Here is a 22,615-nt window from a genome sequence, read left to right as displayed (position 1 = left end):
CCAGGCGATGCCAGAGGCCCGTTGCCTCACAGCAGGGTCGTTGATGCCGATTGTGCCCTTGGACCCGGTTGGCCTACCGCGTGGTGATCACATTATGGATGGTGCCGCCGAGCGGCTCATTCACCCAAGCGCCGTTGCCGCTGTCATCTACCGAAAAGCTCCAGGCGTTCGTGTTGTTCCAGACCACCACTTTGTCCCCATGCGCCACGTTGCTGTGCACCGTTCCGCCGATCGCCTGGCTGGTCCAGATCCCTTGGCCCGCTCCGTTCACGTGGAAGGCATGCGCCGTTGAGTTGTTGTGGAGCACGATGATCCGCTTGGTGGCCGCGACCAGGTGCGCGGTGCCGCCGAGCGCATGCACGGCCCAGGTGCCGACGCCGGCATTGTCCAAGTAGAAGGCGTACGCGTTCGTGAAGTTGTACACCACCACGCTGCGCTTGGAGCCGATCGACAGGTTGTTGGAGCCATTCAGGGCTTGCGCCACCCAATGCCCTACGCCGTCGGGATCCTGATAGTAGCCATGGGCGAGGGTGTTGTTGTACAGCACGATCAGGCTGTCGCGATCGTTCGGGTCGCAGCCGCCCACGCCGGGCATGCCCGGAGGACCGGGCGGACCGGGCTCGCTGTTCTGCGCGTACAGCGCGTACGGCACGCTCAGCAACTGGCTCGTCCCAGTGATCGAGTAGTTGGTGCCGCCATCCGGGTCGGTCTCCGATTTCAGGAAGTATGGGCCGTTGCTCCAGTCGATATCAGCGAAGACGCCGCTCACGGTTGCGCCCGATCCGATCTGCACCGTGGCCAGGCCGTTGGCATTCGTGGTGGGCGCATGCGTTTCGGCGTACACCGCAGTACCCGAGCTGCTCCCTTGGAGGATGCTCAGCCGCATGCCTACGGCGGTGTTCACGATCAGGTCGTCGGCGCCGCCGCGCAGCACGGCTTGGAAGCTCATCTGCTGCGGGGCCTGGGCCAGCAGGTTGATGGCCGCCCATGGGCCGAGGACGAGGAGCGCAAGGGTCTTGCTCAGGGTCATTGCTTCAGGATCTTGAAGGTGTTCTGTCCGTCGTTGCTGCGGATGATGCGGAGCAGGTAGCCCGCAGATGGCAGATCGAGCATGGGGATGAAGGTCCGCGATCCGGCCAATCGGCCTGTGCGCAGCATGGAGCCGTCGGCGCCGAGCAGCTCATAGCGTGAATGGCCATCCACTGTATGGCCCGATTCCACCGTGATGCCATCACGGGCCGGATTGGGCGAGACGGAAACCGCTTGATCCGGGGCTTGCGGATCCACCACGCGGAGCACCAGGTACTCATACGCTTGCTGCACGCCCTGGCTCACCGTGCCGCCCGCGCTGTTCATGGAGGTGAAATCAACCTGACCGACCGAGTAACTGATGGAGCCTCCGCCGCCGCCCGCATCACCGCCAGAGGCGGGCACGGCTCGTTGGCCAAACGCTTCACCAGCCAGTGCGCCGCAGAGGATCAATAGGAGTGGTCTCATGCTATCGGTTGGAAAAGTAGGAGGTTGGGTTCATCGGGTGCGCGAACAGAATCCCGGGTTGAATGTGATTTCATCTGCGCGGTGCCCGCTCCTGCGCCTGGGCATGATCACTGCTTCAGCACCAGCTCCGCTTTCCGGATCACCAAACTCGGGTTCTCCTCGGCCGTGAGGATCGCCTTGAAGGTGTAGGCGCCATCCTCCGGCACGGTGTACTCGCCGTTCTTGCCGGTGAAGCTCCATTCGGTGTGGCCGTTCAATTCGGTCTTCGCCTCGCCGATGGTCACGTTCTTCTCCATCGGGTCCAGCTCGAAGAGCTGCAGGTCGGCATCGTCCTTCACCACGCGCACCTGCCTTCGGCAGGCAGGCGGCGCATGCGCAGCGCGGCGGCGCCATCGTAGGCGATGTCCAAGTGGCTCCAGAGCGCGATCACATCGTCCTTCTTCAGGTCAAGTGTGGCCTCGCGCATCACCAGGGTCTCCGGCGTGCTCAAGGTATCGATGGAGAGCCGGGCCAATTCCTTACCGGTGATGGCTTCGCAGGAAGAGAAGAGCACGATGGCGAGCGGGAGGATGAGCAGGTGGCGCATGCGTTCCGGACTTCTTTGGAGGAGGGCGAAGGTCAGCAGCATCCTTCGAACACGGATCCACGGGCGCTGACCGGGTGATCAAGCGCCTGCTGGCCCGATCCTCTTCCAACGGACACGGTGAACGCTGGGCACCGCGCCCCGGAATCAGGTCTGGTGCTTGAGGTTGCGCCCGGTACCGTGACATGCAAGTCCTTGATGGACAGCGTACTCAACCATCCGTAGAGCCGTGCGTACAAAAGCCCGAGTCGTTCCTGCATCCTCGCTCTGTACCATGTCACTGAGCATCTCCTTCAAGCCAGGCCAGCGGCAGTCGTTCGCGGCCGCGCACTATTTCAATGGCGCAGCCGAGGAGGCCTTGCATGAGAGCATCATCCAGCTCAAGCCACGCCAATACCATCTCGAACTTCCGCTCGGGCGATCGATGCGACTGCGCATCTGGTCTGCCGAGCAGTTCGATGAGGACCGTGCGGGCCGGGTGCTCCTATGGCTGCAGGGGCTGCACCAGGACATCGATGCCCTGCGCGACCGCGCCCAACGCGATGAACTGCTGGGCGACATCATCCGCGGGTGGAGCGCCGCCAGCCACGATGGCCTCACCTTCCTGCTGGAGCACTGGGGCGATGCGCCTTCGGCCAACGAGGATCCCGTGCTCACCGTGGGTGTGCTCGGCGGCCGCATGGTGATGCTCTCGACCGACGCGCTGATGTTCGCAGAGCTGCACGAAGGCCTGTGCGGGCTCTCCCTGGCGCGCTTCGGCAGCTACCTGATCGAGATCGATGCCGATGAGCGCAGGCGGCTGAAGCGGGCCTGAGGCCGCCGCTGGTTGCCCGTTCGCACCCGCCTCCCCGCGCCACGCAGCACCTATACGGATTACGCTACTGCTGCGGGAGGGGCAGCCGATGCTCCTGTTCCGGCGGAAAGGCGGCTTCAAAGGCCGAGCGCATCGCTGTGCAGCTGGGCTTGCCTGCCTTTCTTCACCAAACAACCTCCCGATGAAGCTACGCATACTCGTCACCTTGCATGTCGCAGCATGCGTGGCAGCCCTTGCCGCCCAGGCACCGGGCTCACTGGACCTCGGTTTCTCCGGTGATGGCATCGCCACCGCGCACTTCGCGCCGATCGGCAGCGATGCATCCATGGGCATGGCGATCCAGCCGAATGGACGGATCGTAGTGGTGGGCAGCACGCAACAGGATACGCAGAAGAGCTGGGCCCTTGCCCGCTTCATGCCCGACGGCACCCTCGATGCATCGTTCGGGAGCGGTGGCATGGTGGTCACCACGCTCCTTCGGGCAGAACGGATCCGGCAATGACCTCGCGCTGGATGCAGAGGGCAAGGCGGTGCTGGTAGGCTTCTCGGGCCAGGGCGCTCCGAATGCCAACGATTTCGTGGTGCTGCGCTACCACACGGGCATCGGTGTGGGTATTCCAGAATCCGATGGAGGACCGTACTCGATTTCCGTGGTGCCCAACCCGGCCAGCGACCAGTTTCGCGTGAGCGGCCGAGCGAGCGATCTATTGCGCGTGACGGACATGACCGGCCGCACGGTGCTGGTGCGTACCCTCGGTGCCGATCAGCAATTGATCGACGCGAGCGGTTGGGCGCCTGGCACGTACGTGATCTTGCTGGAGCGCAAGGGGAGGATCCTGCGCGAAAGGTTGGTGGTGCAGTAGCGGATCAGGCGCCGGTCGCTTGGCGACCCAGCGTAGGCTTGAAGTCCTTCGGATGGGCGCGAGCCAGGTTCGCGGTCAATGGCATTCGTTCGTCGCTGAAGGGCCCTGGCACGCTAGCTTGCGTGCATCAGATCATCGCCCATGGCAACCAAGAAGACTGCAAGCACGCGCGCAACCAAGCCCGGCAAACAGCATCGCGGGCAACCGGAAGGGCTCTCTGCCTCGCATGCTCGCGCAGGCTCGCAGCTCGAGCGCGAACGGCATCTGTATCCGGGCAGCACGATCCCGAAGGCGGGCAGCGCGCGGAGCAATAAGAAGCCGAAGAAGCGGGGCTGAGGCGCGGGCAGGTCGAGGATCGGGCGTACGCGGAGCGCAGTGCTTCGTGGATCGCTCGCCTACTGCTTCAGCACCAGTTCCGCCTTGCGCACCACCAGGCTCGGGTTCTCCTCGGCGGTGAGGATCGCCTTGAAGGTGTAGGCGCCATCCTCCGGCACGGTGTACGCGCCGTTCCTGCCGGTGAAGCTCCATTCGGTGTGGCCGTTGATCTCGGTCTTCGTCTCGCCGATGGTCACGTTCTTCTCCATCGGGTCCAGCTCGAAGAGCTGAAGGTCGGCATCGTCCTTCACCACGCGCACCTGCCTTCGGCAGGCAGGCGGCGCATGGTCAGTGCGGCGGCGCCATCGTAGACCAGATCGAGGTGGCTCCAGAGCGCGATCACATCGTCCTTCTTCAGGTTCAGCGTGGCCTCCTGCATCACCAGGTGATCGGGCGTGCTCAGCGTATCAATGGCCAACCGCGCCAGCTCCTTGCCGGTGATGGCCTCGCAGCTGGGGAAGAGGAGGAGGGCGATGGGGAGATAGAGGAGGGGGCGCATGGGCGCGAAGATTATGATCGCCATGGATCGCGGCGGTCGGTAGTAGGAGAAACGCGATGGTGAGGGAGCGGACGAGGCGGATGCGGGCTAGCCACGTCGCTGCGCCACTGATCGCAGATCAGCGGCAGCGCTAACGGTCATGCTCGCGGGAGCGACAACGGCCTGCTGGCCAAGCCCACCCACGGCGACATCATCCGCTTCGCGCCGCCGCTGGTGATCACTGAAGCGCAAGTGATGGAGGCGGGTAAGATCATCGCGCTCTGCGTACGGCAGTTCGCGTGAGGATTTCCGGAGGCAGATGAGCTGCGCCGCGTGCTGCCTATAAGCGGTGGTCATTCGCTGTTGGACGCTTGCGAGGCTGTCACTGCGAGGCTCTGCGAAGCAATGCGCGCAATGGCGTTCAACGGATGAGGCTTGCAGCAGTGCGCTCGTGCGTGGGCTTATTGGTGCGTTGGGGCGCATTGCTGCAAGCCGATGTTAGGTGCCGTTCTTCATTTCTTCTTTCCTGGTTTATGATATCCACCAATGCTCAGGTTAATGAAATACATTGATCCACGAATGTCCAATGGATTCTGGAAATATGCTGGATATACTCCTGTTAGTACCCTGAAATAGAGGTATTGTGTCACATATTCATGTCCCGGGAATTGGTTTTTCTCTTTTATCGGAAAATGGATCTTGAAGTCAAAAGCTGTCCCGACGGAGAATGAAGGAATCCAATTCGTTGATTCACGTTTTGGTTCTGAGCTATTGGAAGAAGAGTTGAACGCCTTGAGTCCACCACTCACGAAAGGTATGATCGTGAACCTTTTTGTATTCAGCAATTCGTAACCTACTGAAAGTTGCAAATGAGTGGAACCTAAACCATTCCCTTCATTCCAATTCTCTCCGTAATTCAAGTCACTGATTATTGATCCCGAGATTCCACCTGTCTGGAGGATATAATGAACCTTTCTATACGAGAATGTTAAACCGGCATTGGCATAGCACCATCCATCTTGGACCATGTTAGCTGCATTTCCTGTCAGAAGGAAAATTCCTGTACAAGGCCCTAGTTCTGCTCCGACACCCCAATTCCCGTAGTCATATTCTGCATCTGCCGTATCAGATTGAGAATATGTCTTAATACCAAGAAGCAGAAAGCATGTGATTGTAAGCAGTCTCATTTTAATGGTGCACAACGGGCCTGCGCTTGCCGCAGGCCGCCTTTCGTGATCTTGTTCCTGGACGAAGTTATCATGCTTCAACGGGAGTTGTCACCGGTACGAGGGCGGCTTGCGGCAAGCGCATGTTGGTGGCAGTTATTTTATGATCTCTTTTACCCTTATGGGAAACTCCGCGGCTACCTCAAAGGCTTGAAAATCTCCCTGTTTCTTTCTGATCCATTCGGCGTCGTTGTCATCATTGCCTTTGTAGTAAACGATGCCGCTCACTTCCGTATGTATCCATAGCAGTTCGTCGATTAATTCCAAGTAATCCGAAAATTGAGTATCTCTACTAATTTCAATTTGAAATTGCGATCTCAGCCGTGTTGATCTGTTGCGTCCGATGTACCTAACCAGACCGTTCCTTGTTTGAAACAGGTCATTCGTATCTCCATTTAAAACGAATGAATCCGCCCCTAGCATTTTGACAGATATTATCTCATCTGGGATATCTAGTGGATATTTTTCACAATGGTCGCAAGTTTCAATTTCGATGGTGCCGTCATACTTGTTGATATGCGTGATTGGCCGTTTTAATAGTATGACCTGCTCGTCGTTCTCGTTGGTCTCAATGTTGAGCATTGAATCACGTAGCCTTTGTCAAATAATTCTGCCATGACAGGCGCAACCATTCCCAATGGTGTTCGACTGTCCACGTGTAACCATACAATCTGTCCATGAGCTTCACTGAACCCGAAAATTCCATCGTCTGATTTTCTTACTACATGGTTATTGAAAAGGTAAAATAAAGAATCCTTTGAACCGCCAATAATGAGTTCATGCTCAAAAGCACTGGGGAATTGATGTATACCTGTACTGCTGGATACCTTTTCTGTAAGTTGAAAATCTGAGGTAAGATTTCTCGTCCTGTTGTTGAAGTACGTTTCTGCTGTGACACAATCGCGGTGAGGTATTAGCCATAAGGTATCACCCTCACCGTACATTGTCACAGTCCCGTTATCGTCTATGATATAATTCGTGCTGAACGTATTATCGACCCAAGGGTCAATGGTCATGATATTTCCTTTGAAGCTAATGAAGGATGCAAAACAACTGTCCGGATTTTGGCAAACAGTGTCGTTAATTACCATTCGGTTGTCTCGAATATTCCATGTTTGAAATTGTTGGCCTTTATTATTCCATACAAGGTGATAGTGTCCGTCGAGATTCGGTTGACTGCATGACCACAATAAGGGCAACAATAGACTTACTGTTATCTGGCCCGTGCTTGCTTTCATTGTAATTGCCACCAACGTGGAGCTATGTGCAGCGCAGCGCGTGGGATTGTGTTGGGAGCGTTGCACATAGCGTGTGTTGGCCCCGTTCTTTTCTCTTCAGGCATTTAGGTGACAAGGCTAAAAAGCAACAACATGGCAAAAAAGCAGAACATTCCAGAAGGCTTTAACGACATAGACAAGACCCCGCCACCTGACGGAGCGCTGATCATATTGGTGTTCCACAATGGTGAGCGGGCCAATGCAACGGTCAAAGGTGAATGGTTAATGCACGCTCCGGGTCAAGTGAGTGTGCAGGCACTTGTTCGACCTCCGATTGCATGGGCGTATCAGATAAAGGCCGAAGGTGGTAATTGAATGGGGGCCAACGGGCCCCCCCCCCCCCCCTTCTTTTTTTTTTTTTTTTTTTTTTTTTTTTTCTTCCCCCCCCCCCCCCCCCCCCCCCCCCCCCACCCCCCCCCAAAAACTCCCCCCCCCCCCCCCCCCCCCCCCCCCCCTTTCCCCCCCCCCCCCCCCCCCCCTTTTTCTTCCCCCCCCCCCCCCCCCCCCCCTCCCCCTCTTTGTCCCCCCCCCCCCCCCCCCCCCCCCCCCCCCCCTTTTCCCCCCCCCCCCCGCTTTTCCCCCCCCCCCCCCCCCCCCCCCCTTTTTTCCCCTTTTTCCCCCTTTTTTCCCTTTTTTTACGGGAATTTCGGTTTTTTCCCCCTTTTTTTTTTTTTTTCCCCCCCCTCTTCTTTTTTTTTTCCCCCCCCCCCCCCCCCCCCCCCCCTCCTTTCCCCCGCCCCCGGGGCCCCCCCCCCCCCCCCCCCCCCCCCCCCCCCCCCCCGGGCGCCCCCCCGGGCCCCCCCCCCCGGGGCTTCCCCCCCCCCCCCCCCCCCCCCCCCCCGCCGCCCCCCCCCCCCCCCCCGGGGCGGCGGGGCCAGGAAAACCATTCCCCCCCCCCCCCGGCGCCCCCCCCCTTCCCCTTCTTCCCCCCCCCCGTGTTTCCCCCCCCGGCCGTTTTTTTTTTTCCCTGGGTTTTGGGTCCCCTTTTTTTCCCCGATTTGGTTGGCTTTTTTCGGCCTGCGGTTTTTCCCCCCCCCCCCCCCCTCGCTAACTCGTCGGTTGTGCCCACTGTGGGGTTTATTTCCGGCCTTGGGCGGAGTGAGGAATTGGTTCAATGATGCCAATAGGGGAGCAAAAGCCCAACTTTTCGTCACAGGCCGAGGTCATCCAAGGGGCTCCTGATCTTGCCAATGGCTTTGGTGCTGACATGGGTGTAGATCTCCGTGGTCTTCGAGGAACCGTGGCCTAGCAGGGTTTGAAGATAGCGCAGGTCGGTGCCCTTCTCCAAGTGGTGCGTGGCGAAGGCGTGCCCCTGCGAGCTGCTCAGGCACAACGCCATCTGCTCACCGATGCAGGGTCTTCCCTCTTCATCCGCGCAAGGTCTTCAGCGAATACAACCAACACGATACTTCCGCAGCGGTCTCGGCGCAGCGCTCCACCCCCACGCGAAAAGCCCCGGCTGGAGGCCGGGGCTTTCGCTTGAAGAAGGAAGGTTGTCAGGGGCCTGCCGCGGCCCCGGCTCACGGCTCAGGCCGCGCGGGCGATGGCGGGGTCGCTCATGAGGCCCTCACCAGCTGCGCCGATCGCGCTCACGCTCACCCAGTAGGCCTTGTAGCTCTCCAGGTCGGTGAGCATGAACCGCGACTTGGTGGTGATCCCCACCACCTGCCACTCGGCCTGGATGTTGGGGTCCTTGTCGGTGATGCGCACATGGTACGCATCCGCGCCGTGCTGCGCGGTCCACACCACTTCGGCCTCGCCCTGCTTGCCCGTCATGCGCACGAAGCGGATGAAGGGCGTGCCCGGCAGGCCCACCGGTACGGGCACCTTGCTCAGCTCGAAGCCCGAGCTGGCCAGGATGGCCGCGTCGCCCTGCGCCGTGAGCCGCACATAGTCGGCCTGCTTGCGCAGCATGCTCCGCACGTCCAGTACCAGGTTGTTGCGCAGGATGCGGTCCTCCAGCCCGCCATGCTTGGCCTTGTTGATGGCCACCTCCAATTCATCGCCCAATGTCGTCATGTCCGCCAGCGGCACGGCGGGGGTAGCGAAGTGGGCGTTCCCGGTCATTTTCGACACCACATAGCGCAGCAGTGCCAACAGCGTTCCCGGGATGAGACGAGAGAGAGAAAGCTTGATGTTTGCCATCGTGCTTCCGGGCTTTTCGGATCCGGCCTGACCGGCAAGGACGTTTGTTAGTTGATCCGGGGGCTTTAACGCGGCCGGTTCAGCGCAACCCGCCTATTCCTGCAGGAATGTTCCATGCCGGCGCGGAATCAATAGTTGCGCCCCGCACGCAAGGGCTATTCCTGCATGAATATTCCAGACCTGGTAACCCTTCCTGTCAGGCGCATGGCGCCAGCGCGCCGCGCCGCGTCGCAACGGATCCGCCAGCTGGCGCCAACACGTGGCGCCACATGCACCATCCTGCCGATCGACATGGACCCCGATGTCGGCTGACGTGCACCCCGATGCCGATCGACATGGACCCCGATGTCGGCCGACGTGCACCCCGATGCCGATCGACATGGACCTCGATGTCGGCTGATGTGCATCACGATGGCGACCGACATGAACTCCGATGTCGGCCGACGTGCATCCCGATGTCGATCGACATGGACCTCGATATGGGCCGACATGCGCCATCATGTCGATCGACATGGACCCCGATGTCGGCCGACATGCACCACGATGTCGATCGACATGGACCCATCTGCAGGGTGGCCCGTGCCAACCTGGTGACCTGCTAACACCAGCAGCCCCCGGCAGGGGTCAGGTCTGCGCGGGAGGCGTTGGCCCCACCACGTTCACGTGGATGGTGTACAGCGGCGTGCCCGGCGGCGGCGGCGCGGTGAGCACCGCGAGGTCGCAGCCCAGCGCCAGGGCCAGCCGGGCCATCAGCTCGTTGCTGGGCGTGTACTTGTCCTTCTCAATCTTGCTGATGGTGCCTTGCTGCACCCCGCAGGCCAGCCCCAATTGGGTCTGGGTGAGCTTCAGCAATACGCGGTGCAATCGGATACGCTCGCCGTACATGGTGTGTGGGTTTATTGTTCTTCATGCTGCACATAACCGGCTATTCACTGAACGTGAAGCTAACGGCGCCTTGGGGCCGGTGCGTTACCCACAAATGGTTGCCATTTCCACAGGGGGCGGTTGATGGCAGGGCAGCGGCGCGCACAGCTACCAGGTGCGCTGACGGCCAACGACCCGAGCATCGGGGCCAACGCGCACGCCATCGGGTACACCACGCGCGGCAGCCACCAAGTCACGGACCTGGAGAGCAAAGGCCAGCTGGTTCTGCGTGAGCGCCATTGGCAGCGCCGGTGAGGGCCGCATGCGACCCCGCCATGGGCCGGGCCGCCTAAGCGCAGCACTGACCTTGACTAGCTACCCATGCGAAAGCCCCGGTTCCTCGGCCGGGGCTTTCGCGTTTGGGGGTGCCACGAGCCAGAGACTCGCGGCAGCGGGGTGAATAACTAACCGTTGTCGGAATCAGGAGCGTCTGTACAAATCCGACTGGGTCTCCGATTTGGGAGGCCGATCACCAGTGAACGCAGCGCGTGGTTCCCGAAGACGAAATATCCTGCTTCGGCATAGAATGATGTGTTTAGCAAACGCCTTTGTCGAAAGCATTTAACAACTCCTCTTATCTGAGATTTTGGCAGGTTAGACGGAGCCATTACTTTACTCGTCGACTAGGCGAACCAATTCTGCCGTTTAAACCGCCATGACTTTGTCGAAATTGCTGACACGGGCAATTCTAAGGAACTAGAATTGTATCCCAATGCCACAAACCGGCAGAGGAAATGACTAGAGACAAGTGTTATCGGTACATCTACCGCGATGCGCGGAGTGGCCAGATCGTAACGGAGGAGTTCGCTCGCCGTTACCCGCAGTACACGGTTCGGGAACGAATTGAAGTTCCTTGTTGATGGTTAGACCCATACACAGGGGCTGATAGGTTCAGCCGAACAGGAGCCTCACCCTTGGTGGGGCTCCCTATTTTCAGCCCGTGCCCACAGACCCCATCAATTCCTTCCTCATTTACTGCGCAACCCACATCAAGGGTGACGAGAAGGGTGAGGCTCAGACTTTCCTTGACCGCTTTTTCACGGCACTAGGCCACACTGACGGATACAAGGGTGCAGGTGCGACACTTGAACATCGCTTGTACAACAAGCGCACGCATAGCACCAGCTTCGCGGACCTGGTATGGCCGAAGCGTGCGCTCATCGAGATGAAGAAGCGCGGCGAAGACCTCTCGCTGCATCTGCAACAGGCCACCAACTACTGGTTCAAGCTCGCTGGCGACCGCCCGCGCTATGTGGTGCTCTGCAACTTCACCGAGTTCTGGGTGTACGACTTCGATACCGATCCGGATGAACCGCAGGACAAGGTGAAACTGGAGGACCTAGCCAAGCACAAGCAATCGTTCACCTTTTTGCTGCCGCGCCCGACCGTGCCCGTGTTCCGCACGAACCGTGTGGATGTTACCGACAAGGCAGCAAGGAAGGTGAGTGAGGTCTTCCGGTCCATGAGCAAGCGCGGTGTACCGCGTGAAACGGCGATGCACTACACGATGCAGTGCATACTGGCCATGTTCGCGGAGGACGTCGAACTATTGCCGGACAAGATCTTCACCCGCCTCATTGCCGAGTGTGATGCGGAAGCCGGAAGTGGGCCTGATAAGTGCGCAAAGAGCTTCGACCTCATCGCAGGACTCTTCCGGGCCATGAACGAGGAGGGCATCACGGAAGCGGGCAAGTATCGCGGTGTGGACTATTTCAATGGCGGGCTCTTCCAGAAGATCACACCGGTCGAACTCACCAAGCACGAGGTGGGCATGCTGGATGCCGCGTGTATGCACGATTGGAGCAAGGTGAACCCGGCCATCTTCGGCAGCTTCTTCGAGGGTGGCATGGAGGCTGGCGAGCGCCACGCCGCCGGCGCCCACTACACGTATGAGATAGACATCAAGAAGATCGTCGACCCCGTCATCGTCCAGCCTTTCCAAAAGGCCATCGCCCTCGCGCTCGAAGAGAAAGCCCCGTTGGATGCGCTCTACAAAGTGCTCGCGTTGCTGCGTGCATTCCGGGTGTTGGACCCCGCCTGCGGCAGCGGCAACTTCCTCTTTGTGGCCTACCGCGAAATGAAGAAGCTGGAAAAACAGTTGCTCGCCCTCATTCGCCAGCACAGTACCAAGGCCGCCGATGCCAAACGCTTGCGCGAGTTCCTTGAACGTGAGCCCTACGTGAGTACGCGCCAGTTCTACGGCATGGATATCAAGTCCAACGCTGTTGAAGTGGCGAAGGTGACCTTGATGACCGCCAAGGAGCTGTGGTGTACCGAACATGGCGAAGACTATGACCGCGAAAAGGCTCTACCGCTGGATAACCTCGACGCCAACATCCAATGTGTGGATGCCCTGCTCAATACGGATGGCACCCAACGCGCGTGGCCCGAAGTGGAAGCCATCATCGGCAACCCGCCATATCAGAGCAAGAACAAGATGCAGCAGGAGTTCGGCGCGGAATACGTGGCCAAACTTCACACCGCATACCCTGAAGTCCCCGGCCGCGCGGACTTTTGCGTGTACTGGTTCCGGAGAGCCCACGACCACCTGAAGGAGGGTCAGCGCGCGGGACTGGTCGCGACTAATACCATACGCGAGAATTACAGCCGCCAGGGAAGTCTTGACTACATAACAGCGAACGGCGGAGTGATTTACAACGCTGTTTCGACCCAAGACTGGCCCGGCGAAGCATCATTGGATGTCTCCATTGTGTCTTGGAAAAAGGGGACTTTCACTGGCCAGCCGTATCTCTATGTTCAGGATAAGAATGGAGAACTTTACATGCATGAAGTACCCGTGATTAACAGCAGCCTGTCCATCGGCACCGATGTGGCCGGCGCCAAAGTGTTGCACTGCAATACCGAGCCCAAGTGTGTCTTCCAAGGGCAGACGCATGGGCACGATGGCTTCCTGCTGGATATCCACACAGCTCAAAAACTGCTTGCGAAAGAAGCGCGTACCACTGAAGTACTGAAGCCCTTTTTGAACGGTGAAGAGTTGCTCAGCGAACTCGATGCCCAACCGGCTCGGTATGTCATCGACTTCGCTGGTCTTGACATCCAAGCAGCAAGTTCATTTCGGTCGCTCTTCGCACACGTAGAGAAACATGTGTTGCCGGAAAGAGAAGCTCGAGCGGCAGAGCAGGAGAGTGAGAACGCGGCGTTGCTGAAGGTGAACCCGAAGGCCAAGGTCAACAAGCATCACATCAACTTCTACAATCACTGGTGGCAATTGAGCTGGGCGCGTGAGGACATGCTGCTGGGCATCGCTTCGTTAGAACGATACATCACGTGCTCACGGGTCGCCTCACGGTCCATTTTCGAATTTGTCCAGTCGACCGTTCACCCGAGCGATGCACTCATGGTCTTCGCTTTTGAGGACGACTATTCTTTCGGCATCATTCAAAGCGACGTCCATTGGCAATGGTGGAAGGCGAAGTGCAGCACATTGGAAGCCCGTTTGCGCTACACGACGAACAGCGTATGGGACACCTTCCCTTGGCCGCAGAAGCCAACTAAGAAACAGGTAGAAGCCGTGGCACAAGCTGCCAAGACCTTGCGCGAGGCGCGCACCAAGGCCATGAAAGACCACGGCATGAGTTTGCGCGACCTGTACCGCCTGCTGGAGAAGCCCGGCAAGAACCCGATCAAAGACCTGCACGCCGCGTTGGACAAGGCTGTGCTAGCGGCCTACGGCTTTGATGCGAAGAAGGACCTGCTGGCGCAGCTACTGGAGCTGAACTTAGCAGTAGCAGAACATGAGGCGAATGGTGAGAAGGTGACAGCACCAGGGTTGCCTATCCAATAGTAGATTAACTGAGATACGACCACGAGGAAGCCCATCGACCCCGCCAATGCGGGGTTGTTCAACACATACCGCTCCGCAGGCTATAAGGAGCAAGTGATGGCTTGTCGAGGTGGGTGACGACTGTAGAGCTAGCAGGACGGACTTGCGCGTGATGGAAGCCACGGATCGCAGATCCGCGGTAGCGGGGGGCTTGTGAGTCCTTAGACTATGCGCCGAGCTAATTGCTGTTTCGACTGTCCTGTAACTTAGCAATCAAGAGGTCAACGACGGCTCTAATCTCGTCGTCCTTATCTGCGGCCTTCTTGATTGTGTGTCCACCGACTTTTCGGCTCTCATCGAAGGCACTCTCAGCAACATCATCAAACCAAATAGGAATGACCTTTCCGTCCTGGAACCGGTCCTTAAACACATTGGATTCAAGCCTTGTCCAAACTCGCATCGGGTAATCTTTGCCAAGCAGTACGACAACAAATTCTGCTTCTGATGCATATATCGGTCGCAGATACTCCTCAACGTCCTCGGCTAGAATTCTCTGTTGTTCATTCTTGTCGTAAAAGACTTCGACCTCATGTTCGGTCAAGGCATCGAAAATGCCCTTTGCGTAGCTTCGGTCCGGCCCTGCAAAGGACAGAGCAAAGTCATACTTGCGATTGAATGAAATGGTCGTGAATCCGATTTCCTTCGCGAAGGACCTCCAAGAAATGTTGCTGATGTAGAAGAGGAACTGCGGGTCCTCAATCGTCAAGGTTTCTGCGTCCTCATTGAAGTGAATCACTGAGTCAATATCCGGATTTGAATTGATTACCTCTCCAAGAAAACCCTTGTCAATCACTTGGCCGATGCTTCCGCGCAATTCATTGTGTTTTCGAAGTTCTTCTTTAAGATTCAAAGACCAACTCGGACATTCAGACAACCAGTGCAAGACATGCAGGTATGGCGCCCTGCCAGCCTTGCGCAGTTTTGACCCACGACAAAAGTCAATGCAGCGCTGACGGTAGACCTTGTCGAGTCGGGTCCATACACTGGATTTTACTAACTCGAAACTGGTATCTAAGAACTTCGGCACATGTGTTCTCTCAAGCACCTTCGATTCAAGACAAATCTCTCGACAGAGCATCTGTGCGAGGTAGAAGCTACCATGGACTGCCTCCACTACATCACCCTTGACTCCAATCTTCAGACCTAACGAGTCCTCTCCTTTTTCAATTAACGCTACAATCTTCTCATCCGGTTCCGATTCAAACTCAACGATATCTAACCTGTTCACAAGGTCATTCGCAAAATGAATGAGGCTGTCGCCGGCTCTGTTTATCCCAATGATGATGACTTTAGTATCATCGTCAGCACCATCGGCAAGCAGTTTTAGATAATCTGCTAAGCTGTTTTGCAGCGCTGCATCAAGCTTGTGAAAGTCATCGATGACGATTACTCCAGCCCCTTTTGTGGTAGAAATGCTCCGGATGTACTCTATGTCCGTGGGTCGTCTTCCACTTAACCTGAGCACGTCCCCGGATAGACCGGCCTCCTTTATGGCATTCTCAATAGCGGATGTCTTACCAATGCCCGACGGGCCTTCAATTACTAAGCACCTTCCGGCAGTGCGTAGGCTGAGCAGAATTTCCGGGTAGCGCTTCGGAACGACAAAGGTGTATGTGGGAGTTCCATTGGTACGAAAGACTTCCTCAAGCCGCAGAGTGGCGGTTTCTGGTATCTTCTCTTTCATCCGCTGGTAATTGAATATTTCGGATTCTCCACAGCTGTCGCACCTATTCATGACCTGGTATTCCCCTCACCCCCTCACCATCTCCACCACCTTCTCCACCACATCCTCTACGCTGGGCTTGCAGGCTAAGTTAATTCTCCTCCCGCTACCGCGGATCTGCGATCCGTGATTCTTTCTAGGTCTTCACGGGGGTCAGAATGCATGTTCTGACGCATAGTGCCCGCACCACGTGTCCTTGTAGATACTACCACAAACTCCAGGTCCACCGTTGCCGTGATAGTATCGCTCACAATGGCATTTGTCGTAGTGGGCACATTGGCCATAGCCTTCAGACTTAGCCTGGTCTTGATGCGCAAGAAGGATCTGTTCCGCTTCCAGTTGAAGCTTACTGATCTCTTCACGGATTTCGGCGAACCGCTTCCGAGCGTCTTGGAGATTGAGGGTGGTCATTGGTGTTGGTAGTTGTTACGGTTGGCCAACTGGCGTCCGCCGTTTCTGGAGAACCAGCCGGAAGTTAAAAGTAGAAATTCTCCGATACCGCGGATCTGTGAGCCGTGGTACCACACTAGAGGATGATGTATTGGTCCGGATCACAGATCTGAACCAGCTGAAGAGATTCGCGGGAGCGGGGGCCAAAGCGCGGACTGCTGGAAGGAGGCCGTGCAGTGCCAGAAATTCATTAACGTTGTATACTACCAATTGCTAACTGATGAAGTACACATCCTTCCTTCTCTGTGTCGTGCTGTTGGCGGGCCTTGCCTCTTGTACGACCACAACTAAAGTGCAAACCTCGAAGTCAATGGACATTTATGGTGCAGGCGTGATCCAACATCCGGTGATTGGCGAACTGGAGGTACGGGTCACAAAGATTTCGGCCTCCTTGACGGAGAGCAGTACCATTCACATGGAGACATTGAAGAGCATGGTGATTGCTGACGCCATTAAGACCGCAGCAGCCGACGTGCTGGTGGAGCCAACTTTCACCACGGAGACAACGGGAATGCGCACGACGATTACCGTTGTCGGTTTTCCTGCCAATTACAAGAATTTCCGCTTGATGCGAACTGAGGATGTGCCTTTGCTTGAAGCCGGTGTGCTCCAGAAAGCAAAGACCACGGAACCGGTTGCAGTGAAGAAGAAGGGTGGTGGGGCAGCGGCCGCAGGCATTGTTCTGGGCACGCTTCTTACGATTGGGATCGTTCTCGCTGCTGGTTTGCCGTAAAGGTGCATGCTGCCGTGTGCGCCGCAGTTGGCTGACAAAGCCGGTAAGCTGGGCGGTGGTCGGGATCACAGATCCGAACCAACGGAAGAGATTTGCGTGAGCGTGGGGAGTTTGTTCGATGTACTTTCGTTCGTCAATCCTCGTGAGTCCTTGAAGGACGGTTCAATCCCCCTCTGCCTTGTGCTTTTTTTCCAAGGCGTGGTCCAGGGGCAACCCTATTATCAACGTGCATTTGGCGGCCTTCTGAACGACCGGGTATATGCGATCTGTGCCACCGAAGACAATGCGGTGATTCTGGGAGGCATGACCGGTAGCTTCGTGGCAGGGACCAACGCGGATGATCTCTACCTGACGAGAATTCATCGGTCTGGAGAAATGCAATGGTCTAGACATTACGACTGCGGGATAGTCTCATGGGCACTAGATCTCGCTACTTGTAGTCACGGTAGCATCATGGTGGCAGGGGGGCGAAAGCCGACTTCCGGTATCCTGCTCCGTGTGGACTCATTGGGGGATGTGGATTGGGCCTATACGGGCGCAGTTCAGCGCTACACAGCGGTATGCGTAGGTATTGATGAGATGGTTTACGCCCTTGGCTATACAGTTGGAACCAACTCGGACATCCAATTGGACAAATTCCGAGCGGACGGAACGCTGCTTTGGTCCAAACGGTACGGAACTTCTAATGCTGAAGTGACCGGCGGGGTCTCTCCAACTGCCGATGGGGGTGCTATCGTGGCTTGCTCAACACTTGTGGCAGGCTCTGGAGTCGATGGCCTGCTGATGAAGGTGGATGGCGATGGTGATATCGAGTGGTCGCGCACTTTCGGTCTCGCCGCGGCCGAGGAGTTCCATGATGTGAAGGAAATCGCCACGGGCGGCTATGTCGCGGTGGGAGCCACAAGCGGTGGGCCGGCCCTCGCCATTCGGGTAAACAACGTTGGGGATACCTTGTGGACGAGGGTCTTCGACGGCGGAATCGGAAGTTGCCGCTTCCGGACCGTTCAGGAGGTAAATCAAGGCTTCCTGATCAGTGGAGAGTTCTGCTCTGGGTCTTGTTACCCACTGCTGGTGCTGCTTGATGACGCTGGTAATCTGGTTTGGCAGCGCCGGTTGAATGGGTGGAACATCATGCCCACGGAGCCCGGACTACATGCCCAATTTACAGATGGTTCGTTGGCCCTGACCTCTTCTGTTGCAGACACCGGCCCAGGTTCGCGGGACATCTGCATGGCCGTGTTGGACGGTCAGGGCATGGGTGCGGACTGCGAACTTGCGACCGAGGTGATGAACACGCTTTCGCCGACTTGGTACCTTGGTGTCCAGGGCGAAGCGCTAGGGGCTGGGGGGGTATCCCCGCTAATGCCGACGGCCAATCCTGCGGCCACATTGCTCGAGAACATATGTGGCAATGTTGGTCTCGCGGAACGCGCTCCGATTACGACCGATCTGGTCATCGATGCGGGTTCCGGCACAGTGGCCATGCAAAGCCTCCCATCGCAGGGAACAGTATCCCTTTACAATGGACTTGGCCAGGAACTGGAGTCCTGGCGCGTGCAGAGCGCATCGTTGAGCATAACGCTTGCAGGCAAGAGCTCAGGGCTATTCCTCGTCACCGTACTTGACAAGTATGGAAGACTGCTCGCGACTTACCGTGTTGCGGCTGTCCACTGAACCTCCGATGTGGAACCTTAACAGGTCTCTCAAAAAGAGTCCACAGCGGGCGAGTCACTATGAGCAGAGGTCAGTCCACTCCGGGTTCATGCCCTCGATGAGCTTCACCTTGCGCGCGCGGTTGCCGGCCTTCAGTTGCTTTTCGCGCTCAATGGCCTTGCTCATGCCATCGATCTTCTCGTAGTACACGAGCTTGTCCAGATTGTACTGCGCGGAGAAGCTGTTGGGGTAGGTCTTGTTCTTGTGCTTGGCCACGCGGCCCTTGAGGTCGGAGGTAACGCCCACGTAGAGCACGCCGCCGCGGCGGTTGGTCATGATGTACACCCAGGCGGTCATGTTCGTTGGTGCTGATCACGGTCGTCAGGTTGCAAGATCGCTTCGGCTGGCCTGGCGGCCAGCCTCGCGATGACCGGCTTCGGGTATTGATACCCGAAGCCGGTCATCGCGAAGCCCCGCCTGGGGCGGGGCTGAAGCGATCTCGTTACGCGCGAAGCGCCACCCTACTCACTGAGCATCCCCACCACCTTCTCCACCACATCCTCCACGCTCGGCTTGCTGAAGTAGTCGCCATCGCTGCCGTAGGCGGGGCGGTGCGCCTTCGCGGTGAGGGTTGAAGGCGTGCCATCGAGGTAGCGGTAGCCGCCCTGCACTTCCAGGATCTGCTGCAGGATGTACGCGCTGGCGCCGCCGGGCACATCCTCATCCACCACCAGCAGGCGGTTGGTCTTCTTCAGGCTCTCCACGATCGTGTGGTTGAGGTCGAAGGGGAGGAGGGTGCGCACATCGATCATCTCCACATCGATGCCGAGGGCGTGGAGGCGCTCCGCTGCTTTCTGTGCCACATGGAAGGTGCTGCCGTAGCTCACGATGGTGATGTCGGTGCCTTCGCACCAGACTTCGGGCACGCCGATGGGCACGGTGAACTCGCCGAGGTTGCTGGGCAGGCGCTCCTTGCTGCGGTAGCCGTTGAGGCATTCGATCACCAGCGCGGGGTCGTCGCTCTGCAGCAAGGTGTTGTACATGCCAGCGGCCTGCTGCATGTTGCGCGGCACGCACACCACCACGCCGCGCAGGCTGTTGATGATCATGCCCATGGGGCTGCCGCTGTGCCAAACGCCTTCTAAGCGGTGGCCGCGCGTGCGCACGATGAGCGGGCACTTCTGTCCGCCTTTGGTGCGCCAGAGCACGGTGGCCAGGTCGTCGCTCATGCCTTGCAGGCAATAGAGCAGGTAATCGAGGTATTGGATCTCGGCCACGGGGCGCAGTCCGCGCAGCGCCATGCCGATGCCCTGGCCGAGGATGGTGGCCTCGCGGATGCCGGTATCGCTCACGCGCAATTCACCGAACCAGCCCTGCATGCCTTCCATGCCCTGGTTCACATCGCCGATCTTGCCGGTGTCCTCGCCGAAGGTGAGCAGCAGCGGCTCCTGCTCGAAGAGGGCCTTGAAGTTGTCGCGGATGATGATGCGGCCGTCGACCTGTTCGTCGGTGGCGTATTCCACCGGCACTTCGCGGACCTTGAGGCAGCTCTTCGCGCTCTCGGAGTAGAGGTGCGAGCCGTAGCGGTCACCGTTCAACGACATCGCGTTCTCGATCCAATCTTTCAGAGGCTGGCGTGCGATGGGATCAGCCGTGGCGGCCAGCAGCAACGCACGCCGGGCAGCGCTCACCACTTCCTTGCGACCGGGGCTCATCTCAGAACGAAGCTCCTTGACCAGGTTGGTGATGGTCTCCGCCGTGTTCGAGCCCTCAGGGAAACGCGCACCGGCCAGCGCTTCGATCATGAACGCCACATCGTTCAACTCGGACTTGATCTCGTCCTGGAACGCTTTCCACGCGGCTTTCTGCGCGGCGCGCGCATCGGCCTTGGCCTTGGCTTCCAGTTCCTCGAGCTCCTGCACGCTGGCGATCAGCTCGCCGCCGGGACGCGCATTCAGGATCCACTCGCGGAACTTCACGTTGCAGTCGTACACCTTGTACCAATCGAGCAGGGGCACTTCCTCCACGCGGTTGCCGTCCTTGTCGCGGATCCAATCGCTCACGCTGCTCTTGTAGCGCTCGTGGCTGCCGCTGGTGCTGTGGCCCTGCGGCTGCGTCACCTCCTCCACGTGGATGAGCACGGGCACATGCTCGGCGCGGCACAGGGCGATGGCCGTCTCGTAGGTGCGGTTCAGCGACACGTAGTCCCAGCCCTTGGTCTTGAAGAGCTCGATGCCATTGGTGCCCGGCTCGCGCTGGAAGCCGGAGAGCAGCGTGCTGATGCTGCCCTTGGTGGTCTGGTAGGCCTTGCTCACGCTGATGCCCCAGCCATCGTCCCACACGCTCATGGCCAAGGGCACGCTGAGCACGCCGGCGGCATTCATGGTCTCCCAGAAGTGACCTTCGCTGGTGCTGGCATCGCCGATGGTGCCGAAGGCGACCTCATTGCCTCTATCAGTGAGGTGCGTGTGGCCGTGCAGCGCCTCGTTGTTGCGGAACACCTTGCTCGCCTGCGCAAGGCCGAGCAGTCGCGGCATCTGTCCGCCGGTGGGGGAGATATCGGGCGATGAGTTCGGCTGGGCCATCAGGTCCTTCCACTCGCCGTTGTCGTCGAGGCTGCGCGTGGCGAAGTGGCCGTTCATGCTGCGGCCTGCGCTGCTGGGGTCGGCCTGCACATCGGCGTGCGCATAGAGCTGCGCGAACCATTGCTGCACGGTGAGCTGCCCGATGGCGAACATGAAGGTCATGTCGCGGTAGTAGCCGCTGCGCCAATCGCCATCGCGGAACTGCTTGGCCATGCACACCTGCGCCAGTTCCTTGCCATCGCCGAAGATCCCGAACTTGGCCTTGCCTCCAAGGACTTCCTTGCGGCCGATGAGCGAGGCCTCGCGGCTGAGCACGCAGAGCTCGTAATCGCGCAGGACTTCCTCTTTCAATTCGCTCAAGCTGATCTCGGCTTCGGGTGCGGTCTTGGTGCGGGCCATGGCTGATAACGGGTCGTGGCGAAGGTAGTGGCATGGGGTGAAGGTGAAGTGATGCGCGGTGCAGCTTCATGCAGCATCTTCGCGCCCGTTCGCTGGAGCGTTGGTTGCCGAGGCGGATGCCCGTGCCTGCCGCACCCTCCCGCCTCAAGGTCATCCTTGCTTTTGCGGCCCTCTACATCATTTGGGGCAGCACGTATTACGGCATCAAGGAGGCGCTCACGGGCTTCCCGCCCTTCATGCTCGGCGGCCTGCGCTTCGCGGCGGCGAGCGTGATCATGTTCGTGATGACCCGGGCACAGGGTTTCAGCGTAGTGCCGGAGAGCGGACTTTGGAAAGTGCTTCTCGTGGGCTTCCTCCTGCTCTTCGTGGGCAACGGCGCCGTGGTATGGGCGCAGCAAACGGTGCCCAGCGGCGTGGCGGCCATCGCCATCGCCGTGGCGCCGCTCACCTTCACGCTGGTCGACAAGCCGCAGTGGGGCGTGAACTTCCGAAGCCCTACCACCATGATCGGGATCGCAGCGGGGATCACAGGCGTGTGGCTGCTCTTCCGCGAGCGGTTGAGCGTGCAACTGACGGATCAAGGTTTCGAGGCCGAGGCCACGGCGATCGCGGTGCTGGCCTTGGGCATCCTGGCCTGGCCAAGCGGCTCGGTGTGGAGCAAGTACAACCCCGTGAAGCTCTCGAACACGGCGAACAGCGCGTGGCAGATGCTCACGGGCGCCGTGTGCTTCCTTGCGGTGAGCGTGGCGCGCGGCGAATGGGAGGGTTTCTCCTTCGCCGATGTGCCGCGGAATGCCTGGATCGCCGAGGCCTACCTGGTGGTCTTCGGCAGCGTGATCGCTTTCAGCGCCTACGTCTGGCTGTTGAGCGTGCGACCGGCCACGCAGGTGAGCACCTATGCCTACGTGAACCCTGTGGTGGCCGTGCTGCTGGGCGTATGGCTGGGCAAGGAGCAGATCGGCGTAATGGAGATCGGCGGGCTGGTGATAATCCTGCTCGGCGTGCTGCTCATAAACTGGGCGAAGTACCGCGCCCGCTGAACG

At 58.7% G+C, this 22,615-nt stretch carries 24 protein-coding genes; 10 read left to right on the top strand and 14 right to left on the bottom strand.

The window, feature by feature from the left end; all coding sequences use genetic code 11:
• Positions 1–73: 73 nt before the first annotated feature.
• The 4 genes from IPM12_15715 to IPM12_15700 form a co-directional block, all read right to left on the bottom strand.
• A complete protein-coding gene (locus tag IPM12_15715) occupies positions 74–1,030 on the bottom strand; it encodes a hypothetical protein (protein ID MBK9149253.1) in 957 nt (318 codons plus the stop codon).
• The gene (locus IPM12_15710; GenBank protein ID MBK9149252.1) at positions 1,027–1,497 is read right to left on the bottom strand and encodes a T9SS type A sorting domain-containing protein; all 471 of its coding nucleotides are present in this window, start codon (positions 1,495–1,497) and stop codon (positions 1,027–1,029) included. Before IPM12_15710 ends, IPM12_15715 begins: the two co-directional genes overlap by 4 nt.
• Positions 1,498–1,604: 107 nt before the next feature.
• Positions 1,605–1,844, bottom strand: a complete 240-nt coding sequence (locus tag IPM12_15705; GenBank protein ID MBK9149251.1) for a hypothetical protein — start codon at positions 1,842–1,844, stop codon at positions 1,605–1,607.
• Positions 1,832–2,083 carry a hypothetical protein gene (locus IPM12_15700; protein ID MBK9149250.1) on the bottom strand — a complete coding sequence of 84 codons (252 nt, stop codon included), beginning with the start codon at positions 2,081–2,083 and terminating at the stop codon, positions 1,832–1,834. Before IPM12_15700 ends, IPM12_15705 begins: the two co-directional genes overlap by 13 nt.
• A gap of 271 nt (positions 2,084–2,354) precedes the next feature.
• Between IPM12_15700 and IPM12_15695 the strand changes: the two genes are divergently transcribed.
• The 4 genes from IPM12_15695 to IPM12_15680 all read left to right on the top strand — a co-directional run bounded on the left by IPM12_15695 (position 2,355) and on the right by IPM12_15680 (position 4,093).
• On the top strand, positions 2,355–2,894 hold the full coding sequence (locus IPM12_15695; GenBank protein MBK9149249.1) for a hypothetical protein: 540 nt from the start codon (positions 2,355–2,357) through the stop codon (positions 2,892–2,894).
• Positions 2,895–3,075: 181 nt separating this feature from the next.
• A complete protein-coding gene (locus tag IPM12_15690; protein MBK9149248.1) occupies positions 3,076–3,396 on the top strand; it encodes a hypothetical protein in 321 nt (106 codons plus the stop codon).
• Entirely contained in the window at positions 3,347–3,757 is a 411-nt protein-coding gene (locus IPM12_15685) for a T9SS type A sorting domain-containing protein (protein ID MBK9149247.1), read from the top strand. The genes IPM12_15690 and IPM12_15685 overlap by 50 nt, the downstream gene beginning before the upstream one ends.
• A gap of 141 nt (positions 3,758–3,898) precedes the next feature.
• Positions 3,899–4,093: a hypothetical protein gene (locus IPM12_15680; protein MBK9149246.1), complete on the top strand. Its 195-nt coding sequence runs from the start codon at positions 3,899–3,901 to the stop codon at positions 4,091–4,093.
• A gap of 59 nt (positions 4,094–4,152) precedes the next feature.
• Here the strand turns inward: IPM12_15680 and IPM12_15675 are convergent, their stop codons facing one another.
• The 4 genes from IPM12_15675 to IPM12_15660 all read right to left on the bottom strand — a co-directional run bounded on the left by IPM12_15675 (position 4,153) and on the right by IPM12_15660 (position 6,418).
• Positions 4,153–4,392, bottom strand: a complete 240-nt coding sequence (locus IPM12_15675) for a hypothetical protein (GenBank protein ID MBK9149245.1) — start codon at positions 4,390–4,392, stop codon at positions 4,153–4,155.
• Positions 4,380–4,631 carry a hypothetical protein gene (locus tag IPM12_15670; protein MBK9149244.1) on the bottom strand — a complete coding sequence of 84 codons (252 nt, stop codon included), beginning with the start codon at positions 4,629–4,631 and terminating at the stop codon, positions 4,380–4,382. The genes IPM12_15675 and IPM12_15670 overlap by 13 nt, the downstream gene beginning before the upstream one ends.
• A gap of 491 nt (positions 4,632–5,122) precedes the next feature.
• Entirely contained in the window at positions 5,123–5,797 is a 675-nt protein-coding gene (locus IPM12_15665; protein ID MBK9149243.1) for a hypothetical protein, read from the bottom strand.
• A 135-nt stretch (positions 5,798–5,932) separates the two neighbouring features.
• Positions 5,933–6,418 carry a hypothetical protein gene (locus tag IPM12_15660; protein MBK9149242.1) on the bottom strand — a complete coding sequence of 162 codons (486 nt, stop codon included), beginning with the start codon at positions 6,416–6,418 and terminating at the stop codon, positions 5,933–5,935.
• Positions 6,419–7,206: 788 nt separating this feature from the next.
• Here IPM12_15660 and IPM12_15655 point away from each other — a divergent pair.
• The gene (locus IPM12_15655; GenBank protein MBK9149241.1) at positions 7,207–7,428 is read left to right on the top strand and encodes a hypothetical protein; all 222 of its coding nucleotides are present in this window, start codon (positions 7,207–7,209) and stop codon (positions 7,426–7,428) included.
• 835 nt (positions 7,429–8,263) lie between these two features.
• Here the strand turns inward: IPM12_15655 and IPM12_15650 are convergent.
• The 3 genes from IPM12_15650 to IPM12_15640 all read right to left on the bottom strand — a co-directional run bounded on the left by IPM12_15650 (position 8,264) and on the right by IPM12_15640 (position 10,143).
• Complete coding sequence (locus IPM12_15650) at positions 8,264–8,452, bottom strand: tyrosine-type recombinase/integrase (GenBank protein MBK9149240.1); 189 nt, start codon at positions 8,450–8,452, stop codon at positions 8,264–8,266.
• Positions 8,453–8,640: 188 nt separating this feature from the next.
• On the bottom strand, positions 8,641–9,258 hold the full coding sequence (locus IPM12_15645; GenBank protein MBK9149239.1) for a fibronectin type III domain-containing protein: 618 nt from the start codon (positions 9,256–9,258) through the stop codon (positions 8,641–8,643).
• A gap of 624 nt (positions 9,259–9,882) precedes the next feature.
• Positions 9,883–10,143, bottom strand: coding sequence for a helix-turn-helix transcriptional regulator (locus tag IPM12_15640; protein MBK9149238.1), 261 nt, complete (start codon positions 10,141–10,143; stop codon positions 9,883–9,885).
• Positions 10,144–10,266: 123 nt separating this feature from the next.
• On the opposite strand from IPM12_15640, the gene IPM12_15635 reads away from it, so the two are divergent.
• A complete protein-coding gene (locus IPM12_15635) occupies positions 10,267–10,437 on the top strand; it encodes a hypothetical protein (protein ID MBK9149237.1) in 171 nt (56 codons plus the stop codon).
• A 685-nt stretch (positions 10,438–11,122) separates the two neighbouring features.
• Positions 11,123–13,990 (top strand): class I SAM-dependent DNA methyltransferase, encoded by a 2,868-nt coding sequence (locus IPM12_15630; protein MBK9149236.1) that lies wholly within the window; start codon positions 11,123–11,125, stop codon positions 13,988–13,990.
• 217 nt (positions 13,991–14,207) lie between these two features.
• Here IPM12_15630 and IPM12_15625 read toward each other — a convergent pair whose 3' ends face one another.
• Entirely contained in the window at positions 14,208–15,713 is a 1,506-nt protein-coding gene (locus IPM12_15625; GenBank protein ID MBK9149235.1) for a TIR domain-containing protein, read from the bottom strand.
• A gap of 709 nt (positions 15,714–16,422) precedes the next feature.
• On the opposite strand from IPM12_15625, the gene IPM12_15620 reads away from it, so the two are divergent.
• Together IPM12_15620 and IPM12_15615 are read left to right on the top strand one after the other, a co-directional pair.
• Positions 16,423–16,935 (top strand): hypothetical protein, encoded by a 513-nt coding sequence (locus tag IPM12_15620; protein MBK9149234.1) that lies wholly within the window; start codon positions 16,423–16,425, stop codon positions 16,933–16,935.
• A gap of 96 nt (positions 16,936–17,031) precedes the next feature.
• Positions 17,032–18,609 carry a hypothetical protein gene (locus tag IPM12_15615; GenBank protein ID MBK9149233.1) on the top strand — a complete coding sequence of 526 codons (1,578 nt, stop codon included), beginning with the start codon at positions 17,032–17,034 and terminating at the stop codon, positions 18,607–18,609.
• A 57-nt stretch (positions 18,610–18,666) separates the two neighbouring features.
• Here IPM12_15615 and IPM12_15610 read toward each other — a convergent pair whose 3' ends face one another.
• Together IPM12_15610 and IPM12_15605 are read right to left on the bottom strand one after the other, a co-directional pair.
• Positions 18,667–18,945 (bottom strand): GIY-YIG nuclease family protein, encoded by a 279-nt coding sequence (locus tag IPM12_15610; protein MBK9149232.1) that lies wholly within the window; start codon positions 18,943–18,945, stop codon positions 18,667–18,669.
• Positions 18,946–19,109: 164 nt separating this feature from the next.
• Positions 19,110–21,572 carry a transketolase gene (locus IPM12_15605; protein MBK9149231.1) on the bottom strand — a complete coding sequence of 821 codons (2,463 nt, stop codon included), beginning with the start codon at positions 21,570–21,572 and terminating at the stop codon, positions 19,110–19,112.
• A gap of 68 nt (positions 21,573–21,640) precedes the next feature.
• Here IPM12_15605 and IPM12_15600 point away from each other — a divergent pair, with 68 nt between their 5' ends.
• A complete protein-coding gene (locus IPM12_15600; protein MBK9149230.1) occupies positions 21,641–22,612 on the top strand; it encodes an EamA family transporter in 972 nt (323 codons plus the stop codon).
• Positions 22,613–22,615: the final 3 nt, after the last annotated feature.

The sequence above is a fragment of the Flavobacteriales bacterium genome (genome assembly GCA_016716605.1).
GTDB lineage: Bacteria > Bacteroidota > Bacteroidia > Flavobacteriales_F > PHOS-HE28 > PHOS-HE28.
Note: the sequence above shows the minus strand (reverse complement) of the source record. Positions and strands in the feature narration are given on the sequence as shown.